Annotated in this window: 11 protein-coding genes; 4 read left to right on the top strand and 7 right to left on the bottom strand. The window is 50.0% G+C overall.

Features of this window, described 5'->3' with window-relative positions; genetic code table 11:
* Nucleotides 1-153: 153 nt before the first annotated feature.
* On the bottom strand, nucleotides 154-441 hold the full coding sequence (locus tag OQV04_RS04380) for a YebO family protein (protein WP_032281030.1): 288 nt from the start codon (nucleotides 439-441) through the stop codon (nucleotides 154-156).
* A 74-nt stretch (nucleotides 442-515) separates the two neighbouring features.
* Nucleotides 516-659, bottom strand: a complete 144-nt coding sequence (mgrB, locus tag OQV04_RS04375) for a PhoP/PhoQ regulator MgrB (protein ID WP_000714550.1) — start codon at nucleotides 657-659, stop codon at nucleotides 516-518.
* Nucleotides 660-817: 158 nt separating this feature from the next.
* Here mgrB and OQV04_RS04370 point away from each other — a divergent pair, with 158 nt between their 5' ends.
* On the top strand, nucleotides 818-1,057 hold the full coding sequence (locus OQV04_RS04370; protein WP_001211011.1) for a YobH family protein: 240 nt from the start codon (nucleotides 818-820) through the stop codon (nucleotides 1,055-1,057).
* A 143-nt stretch (nucleotides 1,058-1,200) separates the two neighbouring features.
* On the opposite strand, the gene kdgR is transcribed toward OQV04_RS04370, so the two are convergent.
* Nucleotides 1,201-1,992 carry a DNA-binding transcriptional regulator KdgR gene (gene kdgR / locus OQV04_RS04365; protein WP_001262182.1) on the bottom strand — a complete coding sequence of 264 codons (792 nt, stop codon included), beginning with the start codon at nucleotides 1,990-1,992 and terminating at the stop codon, nucleotides 1,201-1,203.
* A gap of 176 nt (nucleotides 1,993-2,168) precedes the next feature.
* Here kdgR and OQV04_RS04360 point away from each other — a divergent pair, with 176 nt between their 5' ends.
* Nucleotides 2,169-3,542 (top strand): MFS transporter, encoded by a 1,374-nt coding sequence (locus tag OQV04_RS04360; protein ID WP_032281031.1) that lies wholly within the window; start codon nucleotides 2,169-2,171, stop codon nucleotides 3,540-3,542.
* Between the two features lie 45 nt (nucleotides 3,543-3,587).
* On the opposite strand, the gene htpX is transcribed toward OQV04_RS04360, so the two are convergent.
* From htpX to msrC, 4 genes are all read right to left on the bottom strand, one after another.
* Nucleotides 3,588-4,469, bottom strand: coding sequence for a protease HtpX (gene htpX, locus OQV04_RS04355; RefSeq protein WP_000984517.1), 882 nt, complete (start codon nucleotides 4,467-4,469; stop codon nucleotides 3,588-3,590).
* A gap of 191 nt (nucleotides 4,470-4,660) precedes the next feature.
* Nucleotides 4,661-6,709, bottom strand: coding sequence for a carboxy terminal-processing peptidase (gene prc / locus OQV04_RS04350; RefSeq protein ID WP_001055778.1), 2,049 nt, complete (start codon nucleotides 6,707-6,709; stop codon nucleotides 4,661-4,663).
* A 19-nt stretch (nucleotides 6,710-6,728) separates the two neighbouring features.
* Nucleotides 6,729-7,427, bottom strand: a complete 699-nt coding sequence (gene proQ, locus OQV04_RS04345) for an RNA chaperone ProQ (protein ID WP_000431368.1) — start codon at nucleotides 7,425-7,427, stop codon at nucleotides 6,729-6,731.
* A 96-nt stretch (nucleotides 7,428-7,523) separates the two neighbouring features.
* Nucleotides 7,524-8,021 carry an L-methionine (R)-S-oxide reductase gene (gene msrC / locus OQV04_RS04340; RefSeq protein WP_001043882.1) on the bottom strand — a complete coding sequence of 166 codons (498 nt, stop codon included), beginning with the start codon at nucleotides 8,019-8,021 and terminating at the stop codon, nucleotides 7,524-7,526.
* A 129-nt stretch (nucleotides 8,022-8,150) separates the two neighbouring features.
* Here msrC and yebS point away from each other — a divergent pair, with 129 nt between their 5' ends.
* Nucleotides 8,151-9,434, top strand: coding sequence for a membrane integrity lipid transport subunit YebS (gene yebS / locus OQV04_RS04335; protein WP_001207282.1), 1,284 nt, complete (start codon nucleotides 8,151-8,153; stop codon nucleotides 9,432-9,434).
* Entirely contained in the window at nucleotides 9,403-12,036 is a 2,634-nt protein-coding gene (gene yebT, locus OQV04_RS04330) for a lipid-binding membrane homeostasis protein YebT (protein ID WP_032281032.1), read from the top strand. The genes yebS and yebT overlap by 32 nt, the downstream gene beginning before the upstream one ends.
* The last annotated feature ends 38 nt before the right edge of the window (nucleotides 12,037-12,074 follow it).

Below are 12,074 nucleotides of genomic sequence, written 5' to 3'. Positions count from 1 at the left end.
TTTCTGATATCCCGTTACGCAAATAAATAATATGATAATTATTTGAAGTCAGACCAGAGTTTTAATTTGAAGCAGTTGCACCATGACAGTGCGTATAATCAGGATGAATTGAGTAACCCTTCAACGACGGGGTTACTCAAGATTGAGGAAGGATTATCGTTCGGCGACCAGGCGAATAATATCTTCGTCTTCAACCGATTTTTGACTCTCAATGGTCTTTTTATCTGCTTTCTCTGGTTCGTTTGCTTCGCACAAACGACGTAACAGTGCATTTTGACGTTTTTGCTGATCCAGCAACGCCTCAAGCAGTTCAATCTGTTCGTTAGTCCGAGAACTGGCACGATTAATAAAAAACCACAAGATGAGCCCGATAAGAAAAACCACCACCGATACAACCAAAGACGCAATGTTCATCACGCCTGAATTTACAACTTCGTTCATTTCACCACCTCTGAGTAGAGGCGCTATTCTACCACTGCTGGAGAGGAAGAAAATCTAGTGCTGAAAAAATGATATCACCACGGGATAAACTGGTTAATGGCACAAATTCCGCTGAAAAATTGTACATCCTGATCGCACATCATGTTGAATACCTGCGCCCAAAGCAGCAAGCAAGCCAACACCACGACAACCAGAACGACCCATCGAAACTTTTTCACTCCAATCTCCGTTTCACCTACCTTATGTCATTAAACTAGCATGCGTTAGTTAAACAGCGCCTAACTATGTCGATATTCGTGCTTTTTCGGAATGAGTCGCTTGCTTCAGCGCATATTGCCGCTACGATTAAGCGAACATAAAAAGAGAAGAGGTTGTAATGCGATTCATCATTCGCACAGTTATGCTGATAGCACTGGTATGGATAGGATTATTACTCAGCGGATATGGCGTTTTGATTGGAAGCAAAGAGAATGCCGCAGGATTAGGTTTGCAATGTACCTATCTGACTGCCAGAGGCACCAGCACGGTACAATACTTGCACACTAAAAGTGGTTTTTTGGGGATAACAGATTGCCCGCTGTTACGCAAAAGCAATATCGTGGTCGATAATGGTTAAGTGTAATAAATAACCAGATTCTCACTCATGAGTAAAATACTCTTATAGCAAGCGCGTTTAATATAACGCCACCTTCAACTTTATTTTTCTCATGCTAAATAAAGAACCTGTCTGTTTGATATTCCGACAGGTTCTTACTCTCATCAGAACGGATAGTCGTGATAACCCATTTGTGCAGAAATTTTGCGCGCTGCGGTATGCAACATTGCGACATATTCCTGTAAACGCTCTTCAGAGAAACGCAACGTCGGGAAGGAGATGCTCAAACCGGCAATGACCACGCCAAAGCGATCAAATACCGGAACCGCAATGCATCGCAGTCCTTCTTCCTGCTCTTCGTTATCTTCGCCATACCCCTGCTCGCGCACCTGGTCCAGAACCGGTAATAACGCTTCTGTACTGGTGATGGTCCGCTCGGTACTGCGTTTATACTCCACGCCCTCAAGAATTTGCTTCACTTCATCGCGATCGCGCCATGCCAGCAGCACCTTACCAATCGCGGTGCTGTACAGCGGATTACGACGCCCAATCCGTGAATACATGCGCAAATTGTACATAGAGTCAATTTTGTGAATGTAAACAATACTGTCTTCGTCCAGTGCGCCGAGGTGGATAGTTTCTTTGGTCAGGCGGGAGATCTCACGCATCTGGATATCTGCGCTACGAATTAAATCGACGTTTTGTAACGCGCGAGCGCCCAGCTCAAACAATTTCAGGGTCAGGGAATATTTCTCCGACTCCCCTTCCTGCGCCACATAACCTAAGGTTTTCATGGTCTGTAAAAAGCGATAAACGGTGCTTTTTGACATCATGACGCGCTGCGACAGCTCGGTTATCCCTATTTCGCGCTCTTCACCCAGCGCCTGCAAAATGCCAAAAACTTTTAGCACGGAAGATACAGAATCAGGCTGTTTATCCAGATCTGCGTTAGCCATTTATCACCTCATTGCGAGTGTTTTATAAAAATCAGAACTGTTTTTTATTATAATTTCGCACCATGGTGGTCGCAATCCATCTTTTGCCGGTTAGTTACAATTCTGCGACATCCACCGTGAATATCAGTGCTAGAATCATACCCCTGTTGATTATTCACCAAAGATATAAAATTTCTATGCCAAAAGTTCAGGCCGACGGCCTGCCGTTGCCCCAGCGATACGGTGCGATATTAACCATTGTGATTGGTATTTCGATGGCTGTCCTTGACGGCGCAATCGCCAACGTCGCCTTGCCAACAATCGCCACGGACCTTCATGCCACGCCGGCCAGTTCCATCTGGGTAGTGAACGCCTATCAAATCGCCATTGTCATCTCCCTGCTCTCGTTTTCGTTTCTGGGCGATATGTTTGGCTATCGACGTATTTATAAATGCGGTCTGGTCGTTTTTCTGTTGTCTTCACTGTTCTGCGCCCTTTCTGATTCGCTGCAAATGCTCACCCTTGCGCGTGTCATACAAGGTTTCGGCGGTGCAGCGTTGATGAGCGTTAATACCGCACTTATCCGCCTGATCTATCCACAACGTTTTCTGGGTAGAGGGATGGGCATAAACTCGTTTATTGTTGCCGTCTCTTCTGCTGCCGGGCCGACAATTGCTGCAGCAATCCTCTCCATCGCATCCTGGAAATGGTTATTTTTAATCAACGTACCGTTGGGTATTATCGCCCTGCTTCTGGCGATGCGTTTTCTGCCACCCAATGGTTCTCGCGCCAGTAAACCCCGTTTCGACCTGCCCAGCGCCGTGATGAACGCGTTAACCTTCGGCCTGCTTATCACTGCGTTGAGTGGTTTCGCTCAGGGGCAATCGCTGACGTTAATTGCTGAGGAACTGGTGGTAATGGTTGTCGTTGGTATTTTCTTTATTCGCCGCCAGCTTTCTCTTCCCGTACCGCTGCTACCGGTGGATTTACTGCGTATCCCGCTGTTTTCACTTTCTATATGCACATCTGTTTGCTCTTTCTGCGCACAAATGCTGGCAATGGTTTCCCTGCCCTTTTACCTGCAAACCGTGCTCGGGCGTAGTGAAGTCGAAACAGGTTTACTTCTGACACCGTGGCCGTTAGCAACGATGGTGATGGCTCCGTTGGCAGGCTATTTGATTGAACGCGTACATGCAGGATTGCTGGGTGCTTTAGGATTATTCATCATGGCTGCGGGGCTTTTTTTCCTGGTTCTGCTGCCCGCGTCACCTGCGGATATCAATATTATCTGGCCGATGATCTTATGTGGCGCTGGATTTGGATTGTTCCAGTCACCCAATAACCACACCATTATTACCTCCGCTCCTCGCGAACGTAGCGGTGGAGCCAGTGGCATGTTAGGAACGGCTCGTCTACTGGGTCAGAGTAGCGGCGCGGCGCTGGTGGCGCTGATGCTAAATCAGTTTGGAGATAATGGTACACACGTCTCGCTGATGGCTGCGGCTATTCTGGCAGTGATTGCTGCCTGTATCAGTGGGTTACGTATCACTCAGCCAAGATCCAGGGCATAAAAAAAGCGCGTCGAGCAGGACGCGCTTTTTAGTATTTACTTCATATTACTTCAGGTATTCACCCGTACGCAGAGCTTCAATACGTTTATCCAGCGGCGGGTGAGTCATAAACAACTCACTGAGCGATTTCGACTTACCGTTAATGCAGAAAGCCATCATGCTGGTTGCTTCTTGCGGTTCATAGCTGGTTTTCAGGCGCTGCAGCGCGGCAATCATTTTCTCGCGACCAACCAGTTTTGCCGAACCGGCATCAGCATGGAATTCACGATGACGCGAGAACCACATGGTGATAATGCTCGCCAGAATACCAAACACCAGTTCCAGAACCGTTGCAACCGCAAAGTAGATCAGTGGGTTGCCGTTGCTCTCTTCACCTTCATCACGATTTCCGCCCATAAAACCCGCGGCAAGCTGCGCCAGAATACGGGAAATAAAGATAACGAAGGTGTTCACCACGCCCTGAATCAGCGTCATGGTGACCATATCACCATTGGCGATGTGGCTGATTTCGTGAGCAATTACCGCCTCGGCTTCATCCGGGCTCATGTTCTGCAGCAAACCGGTGCTGACAGCAACCAGAGAGGCATCACGGCGCGCACCGGTTGCAAAAGCGTTGATGTCCGGCGCATGGTAGATAGCCACTTGCGGCATAGCGATCCCCGCCTGACGAGCCTGGGTTGCTACAGTATTGACCAGCCAACGTTCCCTTTCGTTACGCGGTTGCTCGATCACTTCCCCGCCAACAGATCGTAATGCCATCCATTTGGACATCAGAAGCGAAACGAAGGAACCACCAAAACCGAACAGCAAGGCCATGATCATCAGCCCCTGAACGCTGCTCGACTGTATCCCTGTCAGGCTCAGTACCAGCCCGAAAACGACCATTACGGCCAGGTTCGTTAGCAGGAAGAGCGCGATTCGCATCATAATTTTCTTTTTACCTCAGTTTAACAAAACGCAATATGCGATACCCACATCGTATGGGTTACGCGACTATTTTCAAGTCTGGATAGTGCGTAAGTCACCAGAAAGACACAACTTTACATTTTGTAGCATCTGATTTACGGCATCTTGCCGCTGTTAAAAAATCAGGCACAATTTCTTGTGCCTGATTGATATTACTTGACGGGTGCGGGTTGTTCCGCGGGTCTGGCTTTTTCAAGCTTCGCCAGATCGAGTGCGATATTCACCGTCTCATCCAGATAAGGATCCGGCTCCTGGTAATCTTTCGGTAGATCATCCAGTTTCTTCAACTCCGGTTTACCTTCGCGTTTAAAGCGTTCGTTCAAACGCGCCAGACGCGTCGCATCATCTTCATTATTCTCTTTCTCACGCACAGCGTAATTCAGAGAAACGATATTGCGCTTGTCCTTCATAGCGTTGAAGCGCGCGATATCCTTCATGATGTTCTGGAACTCAGGATCTTTCGCGATACGCGCATTATGTTCCTTCAGTAGCTCCGGTTCAAAGGCCGTTAAATCTCCTGATTTCACATAAGTCGCGGCATCAATGCTATCCCACGGCAGCGCGTTATCTTCGAATTTCTCACCCGTTTCCGTTTCTTCATTACCCGTCGGCATGATGATGTCTGGCGTTACGCCTTTACGTTGCGTACTGCCGCCGTTAACGCGATAGAATTTCTGGATCGTGTACTGCACAGAACCCAGTGCTGGCCATTCAGGACGTAACATCTGATCGTAAATACGGTTCAATGAACGGTATTGCTGAACGGTGCCTTTACCAAACGTCGGTTCACCCACAACCAGCGCACGACCGTAGTCCTGCATTGCCGCGGCAAAGATTTCTGAAGCCGAAGCACTGAAGCGGTCAACCAGTACCACCAGCGGGCCTTTATAGAAAACCTGTCCGTCGGTATCGCTGTCTTCACGAACTTTACCGTTGTTATCACGGACCTGAACAATAGGACCCGCAGGAATAAACAGACCTGAGAGCGATACCGCTTCGGTCAACGCCCCACCGCCATTGCTACGCAGGTCGATGATCACACTGCTGACATTCTGTTTTTCCAGTTTCTGCAGTTGTACTTTGACATCGTCTGTCAAACCCACATAGAAGCCCGGAATATCTAGTACGCCGACTTTCTCTTTACCGACGGTCTTCACCGACATTTTAACCGCGCGGTCTTCGAGACGAATACGTTCACGGGTCAATGTTACAGTGCGGGTCTTGGTCCCTTTACCAGCAGGTAAAATTTCCAGACGAACTTTACTGCCCTTCGGCCCTTTAATTAAGGCAACCACATCATCAAGACGCCAGCCAATCACGTCAACCATCGGCTTGCCTGTTTGACCAACACCGACAATTTTGTCACCAACGCTGATAGCTTTACTCTTCGCTGCCGGACCACCTGCCACCATCGAATTGATAACGGTGTAGTCATCATCCATTTGCAGCACTGCGCCAATACCTTCCAGCGACAAACTCATTTCAGTGTTGAACTGTTCGGTATTACGCGGGGAAAGATAGTTGGTATGCGGGTCGATTTCACGCGCAAACGCCGTCATTGCCAGCGAGAAAACATCTTCGCTGTTGGTTTGCGCCAGACGACGAATGGCAAATTTGTAGCGGCGAGTCAGGGTTTCACGAATTTCTTTATCCGTTTTTCCTGCCAGCTTCAGGCTTAACTCGTCGAATTTGACTTTACTGTCCCACAGCGCGTTCAACTCAGCCTCGTTTTTCGGCCAGGGCGCTTTGCTGCGGTCAAGGTTATAAGTGTCGTTGCCGGTGAAATCCATCGGCTTTTCCAGTACCGACAAAGCGTACTGGTAACGTTCAAAACGACGCTTTTGTGCCAGATTGTAGAGATCGTAGAAAACGTCGAGTTTGCCTGAACGCAGTTCATCGCCTAACTCGGTTTTCTTTTTCGCGAACTGTTCAACATCGCTTGCCAACAGCACGTTGTGGCTGTAATCGAGCAGATTCAGGTAGCGGTCAAAGATTTTGGCCGAAAATGCCTGATCGAGGTCAAACTGGCGATAATGAGAACGGGTGAAACGCGACGTTACGCGCTCACTTACCGTCGCATGCTGCGTCTCTTCCTTTAATACCGGAATTTGATCAGCACGCGTGATATCTTCTACAGCGAAGGTCTGGCCTGCTATTGCAAGCAGGCCAGCTAACGCGGTAAGCCTAAAAAACATGTTCATGCCTGGCCCGGCCTCCGTTTCAGAACACCAGGTGTTCTGCGCGCACAATCAAAGACATACCCGAATTCAGCTGGACGCGGACGCCGTCTTTGGTGATTTCTAATACGGTGGCATCCATCGCGTTTTGACCCGCTTTCACCTTCAGGGCTTGTCCGACAGTCAGAGCTGAAATGTCAGAAACTGGGGTGTGCTGTTCTTCGCGAGGTGCTTTTGCTGTTTTTGGCGCTTTCTCTACCGGCTTTTGCGCACGAGGTTTACGTTCAGCGCCTTCTTTGCGGCGTGGCGTGGTCGGACGTGGCTTGCGTTCGCGACGCGGTGCGTCTTCTTTCTCACCAGCAGCTGCGGCAGCTTCGCGTTTTTTCGCTTGCTGTTCAGCACGCTGTGCCTGAACACGCGCTTTCGCTTCTTCAAGCTGCTTGCGAGCATGCTCTACATGTTGCTCGTCCAGCTCACCGCATGGGTTGCCGTCAAGATCGACACGCGTTGCGCCGGGTTTAACACCGTAAAGGTAACGCCAGCTCGAAGTGTAGAGACGTAAAGCGGATCGCAATTGCGTTTTGCTCAGGTTCATTTCCCCGGCAACACGATCGACCAAATCCTGAAAAATACCGATTTTCAGCGGACGCGCTTCACCTTCCGCACTGAAACAGTGGGGAAAACGTTCGGCCAGAAACGCGATTACTTCTTTACTGCTATTCAACTTAGGTTGATTTTCCATGAAATTTCCTGATTACAACGGACGTAGCCAACAAGCGCAGGCATGAACAGGCGTCATTATAATGACGCTATCAGTAAATGCTACGTTATCCGTTGATTATCCTGCGACGCTCGCAAAGAATTTTTTGTAATCCGTCGTTGCAAGCACCTTTTCAAGCTGTGCCACAAGCTGACGTAAGCCTTGCTCGTCCTCGTCTGTAAAGCGACCGAAGACGGTACTATCGATGTCGAGAACACCAATAATCTGATTTTTCACCACCAGCGGCAGAACAATTTCAGAATTACTCGCCGCATCACAGGCAATATGCCCGTCAAACGCATGAACATCCTCGATACGCTGCACTTGATTGCGGGCAACCGCAGTGCCGCACACGCCACGCCCGACGGGTATCCGGACACAGGCAATTTTGCCCTGAAATGGTCCGAGCACCAGTGTATCGTCCTCAAGCAAATAAAAACCTGCCCAGTTTACGTCAGTGAGACGCTCATATAACAACGCACTGGTGTTCGCAAGCGTTGCCAGAAAACTGGTTTCTCCCGCCATCAGCGCGTTAAAGTCGCGATTTAAATCCGCGTAAAATTCTGTTTTGTTCATTATATAATCACTTGGTTGTCTTACCTGGAACTGCCAGCCTATTAAAATAAGCATTAAATGCGTTAATGCTCAAGATCATTCCCATCATGGGTTAAGATTAATGTTAATTCTTATTACATTTGGCACGTCATGGCTCTTAACACACCACAAATTACGCCGACAAAAAAGATAACAGTGAGGGCAATCGGCGAGGAACTGCCGCGTGGTGATTACCAACGTTGCCCGCAATGTGACATGCTGTTTAGCCTGCCCGAGATAAATTCTCATCAAAGTGCCTATTGTCCGCGCTGTCAGGCAAAAATTCGTGACGGGCGCGACTGGTCGCTAACGCGCCTGGCGGCAATGGCCTTCACCATGCTGTTGCTGATGCCGTTTGCCTGGGGCGAACCGCTGTTGCATATCTGGCTGTTAGGCATTCGTATTGACGCCAACGTTATGCAAGGCATCTGGCAAATGACCAAACAGGGCGATGCGATAACGGGGTCGATGGTCTTTTTCTGCGTTATTGGTGCCCCGCTCATTCTGGTGACCTCCATAGCTTATTTATGGTTTGGTAACCGACTGGGAATGAATCTACGTCCGGTACTGCTGATGCTTGAGCGACTTAAAGAGTGGGTAATGCTCGATATCTACCTGGTCGGCATTGGCGTTGCTTCTATAAAGGTACAGGATTATGCCCATATCCAGGCGGGTGTCGGCTTGTTCTCTTTTGTGGCGTTGGTGATTTTAACGACGGTGACGTTGTCACATCTTAATGTCGAAGAACTGTGGGAGCGATTTTATCCGCAGCGCCCCGCTACGCGTAGGGACGAGAAACTTCGTGTCTGTCTTGGGTGCCATTTTACCGGCTATCCTGATCAGCGTGGTCGCTGCCCGCGTTGTCATATTCCGCTACGCCTGCGTCGCCGTCATAGTCTGCAAAAATGCTGGGCGGCGCTGTTAGCGTCAATCGTTTTATTGTTACCTGCCAACCTGTTGCCTATTTCTATCATTTATCTGAACGGAGGACGGCAGGAAGATACAATTCTTTCCGGAATTATGTCGCTGGCAAGTAGCAACATTGCGGTTGCAGGAATCGTGTTTATCGCCAGTATTCTGGTACCGTTTACTAAAGTGATCGTCATGTTCACTTTACTGTTGAGCATTCATTTTAAATGCCAGCAAGGTTTACGCACACGCATTCTGTTACTGCGAATGGTGACCTGGATTGGTCGCTGGTCGATGCTCGACCTGTTTGTCATATCTTTAACCATGTCGCTGATTAATCGCGATCAGATCCTCGCTTTTACTATGGGACCGGCTGCGTTTTATTTCGGCGCAGCGGTAATTTTGACTATTCTTGCTGTGGAATGGCTGGACAGCCGCTTACTTTGGGATGCACATGAGTCAGGAAACGCCCGCTTCGACGACTGAAGCGCAGATTAAAAATAAACGCCGTATCTCACCTTTCTGGCTGCTGCCGTTCATCGCGCTAATGATTGCCGGTTGGCTGATTTGGGACAGTTATCAGGACCGGGGTAATACCGTCACCATCGACTTTATGTCGGCGGATGGTATTGTCCCGGGCCGTACGCCTGTTCGTTATCAGGGCGTTGAAGTCGGAACAGTGCAGGATATCAGCCTCAGCGACGATCTTCGTAAGATTGAAGTCAAGGTCAGCATCAAGTCCGATATGAAAGATGCGCTGCGCGAAGAGACTCAATTCTGGCTGGTGACGCCAAAAGCATCGTTGGCAGGTGTCTCCGGGCTGGACGCCCTCGTCGGTGGTAACTATATCGGCATGATGCCAGGTAAAGGTAAAGAGCAGGATCACTTTGTCGCACTCGATACCCAACCGAAGTATCGGCTGGATAACGGCGATCTGATGATCCACCTGCAAGCTCCCGATCTCGGTTCGCTGAACAGCGGTTCATTGGTCTATTTCCGCAAGATCCCGGTGGGAAAAGTCTACGACTATGCCATCAATCCCAATAAACAAGGCGTGGTGATTGATGTCCTGATCGAGCGGCGTTTTACCGACCTGGTGAAAAAAGGTAGCCGTTTCTGGAACGTTTCCGGCATTGATGCCAACGTCAGTATCAGTGGCGCGAAGGTGAAACTGGAAAGCCTGGCGGCACTGGTTAACGGTGCGATTGCCTTCGATTCACCAGAAGAGTCGAAACCTGCCGAGGCGGAAGATACCTTTGGTCTGTATGAAGACCTCGCCCATAGCCAGCGTGGCGTAATAATCAAACTGGAACTGCCGAGTGGAGCAGGATTAACCGCCGACTCGACGCCATTAATGTATCAGGGACTGGAAGTCGGACAGCTAACTAAACTGGATTTAAATCCTGGTGGTAAAGTCACTGGGGAAATGACCGTTGATCCCAGCGTCGTTACCCTGCTTCGTGAAAATACCCGCATCGAATTACGTAATCCGAAATTATCCCTTAGCGATGCCAATCTCAGCGCCCTGCTGACTGGCAAAACCTTCGAGTTGGTACCCGGCGATGGCGAGCCACGCAAAGAGTTCGTTGTTGTGCCAGGCGAAAAAGCACTGCTGCATGAACCTGATGTTCTGACGCTGACCCTGACCGCGCCGGAAAGTTACGGTATTGATGCGGGTCAGCCGCTCATTCTTCACGGCGTGCAGGTAGGCCAGGTTATCGATCGTAAACTCACCAGCAAAGGCGTCACCTTTACCGTCGCCATCGAGCCTCAGCATCGAGAACTGGTAAAAGGCGATAGCAAATTTGTCGTCAACAGCCGTGTCGACGTGAAGGTGGGGCTGGATGGCGTTGAGTTTCTCGGTGCCAGCGCCTCAGAATGGATTAACGGCGGGATACGTATTCTGCCGGGCGATAAAGGCGAGATGAAAGCCAGCTATCCACTGTATGCCAATCTGGAAAAAGCGCTGGAGAACAGCCTTAGCGATTTACCCACCACAACCGTGAGTTTGAGTGCAGAGACGCTGCCGGATGTGCAGGCAGGATCGGTAGTGCTGTACCGTAAATTTGAAGTTGGTGAAGTGATTACCGTGCGTCCGCGAGCTAACGCGTTTGATATCGATCTGCATATTAAGCCGGAGTATCGCAACCTTCTGACCAGCAATAGCGTGTTCTGGGCTGAAGGCGGGGCGAAAGTTCAGCTGAATGGCAGCGGCCTGACCGTACAGGCATCCCCGCTCTCCAGAGCATTAAAGGGAGCCATTAGCTTCGATAACCTCAGCGGTGCCAGCGCCAGTCAGCGTAAAGGAGACAAACGTATTCTGTATGCTTCCGAAACAGCAGCCCGTGCGGTTGGCGGGCAGATTACGCTTCACGCTTTCGATGCCGGAAAACTGGCGGTCGGGATGCCAATTCGCTATCTCGGTATTGATATCGGGCAAATCCAGACGCTGGATCTGATTACCGCGCGCAATGAAGTACAGGCAAAGGCGGTACTTTACCCGGAATATGTCCAGACCTTCGCCCGCGGCGGTACGCGCTTCTCGGTGGTCACACCGCAAATTTCGGCAGCTGGCGTTGAGCATCTTGATACTATCCTCCAGCCGTATATCAACGTCGAACCAGGCCGGGGCAATCCTCGCCGCGACTTTGAATTACAAGAGGCCACCATTACTGATTCGCGTTACCTGGATGGCTTAAGCATTATTGTTGAAGCGCCGGAAGCCGGTTCGTTAGGCATCGGTACGCCAGTGCTGTTCCGTGGTCTGGAAGTCGGTACGGTTACCGGAATGACGCTGGGGACATTGTCAGATCGCGTGATGATTGCGATGCGCATCAGTAAACGCTATCAACACCTGGTGCGTAACAATTCCGTCTTCTGGTTGGCATCGGGTTACAGTCTGGACTTTGGTCTGACGGGCGGCGTAGTGAAAACCGGCACCTTTAACCAGTTTATCCGTGGCGGCATCGCCTTCGCCACGCCTCCGGGTACGCCACTGGCACCGAAAGCCCAGGAAGGCAAGCACTTCCTGTTGCAGGAAAGTGAACCGAAAGAGTGGCGTGAATGGGGTACTGCGCTTCCCAAATAATGCCCACTGCTCCGGCGTGCCTGCGCCGGAGCGTTTAT

Origin of the sequence: Escherichia sp. Lx600-2 (genome assembly GCF_036662595.1) — a bacterium.
In the GTDB taxonomy this organism is placed as follows: Bacteria; Pseudomonadota; Gammaproteobacteria; order Enterobacterales; family Enterobacteriaceae; genus Escherichia; species Escherichia coli.
This window is presented reverse-complemented; position numbering and strand designations above follow the sequence as displayed.